This is a genomic window from Endozoicomonas sp. SESOKO3, assembly GCF_024606255.1.
Genome location: NZ_JAHHPR010000293.1, coordinates 1 through 1588 on the forward strand (window position 1 = coordinate 1; position 1588 = coordinate 1588).

Annotated in this window: 1 protein-coding gene; it reads right to left on the minus strand. The window is 48.9% G+C overall.

Features of this window, described 5'->3' with window-relative positions; all coding sequences use genetic code 11:
• Positions 1 to 1588: hypothetical protein (locus KDK18_RS05305; protein ID WP_257253726.1), on the minus strand; the 1588-nt coding region annotated here is incomplete at both ends.

Sequence of the window (1588 nt, forward strand, 5' to 3'; positions counted from 1 at the left end):
ACTGTTTGCAAAACTCCGTGATCGCGTTAATTCGTTGCCTGGTGTCTTTAGTGTTTTTTATCGTCCGCAAAAGCTCTTTCATCTTGTCGGATGGATGTCGGCCAATATTTGCAAATAGCTCTTTCAGTACGTTTTTCACACCCTCTGAACAATGGACGTCAAAAAGTATTGATCGTTCTGGCCGGGCTTTTTTAGCACTGGTTTTTTCGCCCGGTTTTCGGGGTTCTACGATAAAAGTGCATTGAATACTTTGGTCTGCTTTTGCCCCGGAAATAAACAGTGTGTGAAGCCCGGTATATCGATCCCTGATCAGTTTATATGGCAAATTGGGTTTTATCCGCAGGGCCACGACAGAGTCATGAGGCGTCAGGCTGGGCAATGGGTATCGACCATTCTTTGATGACATCTCAAGGGTTGCCAGCGTTTGATCTCTGGTTAATGCCATTTCCCGGAGATTCTCTGGTAACGGATCGGGGATGAGGGCTTCGACCCCCTGAAAGTGTCGATCATCGAGCTTGATCTGTTTGACAGCACCCTCAGGCGTCACATAAATATCCATTGCCCGCCAGCGATCCATTGCAGGGGAATGGTTCTGCTTGTCAAAAATTCTCTTAAATTCAACCTTTGGCGTGTCCTGATCCTCGTAGTTCGTTCTTTGGTCCAGTGCCGGTGCTTCTTCCCCCTGGATTTCTGGATTGTATGGTTCAGGAGCGTCATCACCGCTAATAGCTGATGCTTCGTTAATAAAATCCGCTATCAAATGGTTTGGCAGATCACTGATCTGATGCCAGAGCGCTGGACACAATTGAGCTTCATTGGCGTTCCACGCCTCTATCTGCTGATCAGCTTCCCGAAGATAAGGCTGGCAAGCCGGTGTTGCCAGCGTTTGTTTCTCTTCTTCCGTCAGAGAAAAGACGCTATTGGCATCTACGCCTGTCTGGCCGAATTTATGATCAAACCAGTTTTGCTGCCAGTGTCGGTAAAGTGCCCGGGTGAGGGTATCGTCCGACTGATCCGGTTTCAGGGAAAGACCGGATGCCTGCCACTTGGCCTGGGCCACCATTTTGATGATTTGCGTTTTGGCTTCCTCTCCACCCAGACCCGCCTTAATACGTATTTCATGGTGTTTTTCATTGATGCTGTTGAGATAACTTTGTCGTATCAACCAGGGACGGTTAATGCCCGATACTGTTTCGTTGAACCACTTGCAAAGTCCGGAATCAAGCTCACCCCTTCTCATGTTAAGAGCCATGGCAAGAGCAGATGGTTCGGGCAACTCCTCCAGCGATATTTTGGCGGCCATCAGATAAAGGCGGTAGTGCTGATTGAGGCATTGATGAAGCCCTTCTTCGGTAAAATCACCCCCTTGGATGACGGCCCTGGCCACATTCTGTAAATCAAGACTGGTCGGCTGCAACGGCACTTTTTTCTGTTTCAGGTCAGCCCTCAGACCACAATGTTTTCTGGTCAGTTTTTCAGCCAGGATTTTCCCCTGCGGGTTATTTGGCAACACTTTCTCAGCAATGGTCTGCAATTCTGCCGGGCTGTACTGTCGGATGGGTAAGTGTCGGAAACGCCCTTTCAGCGC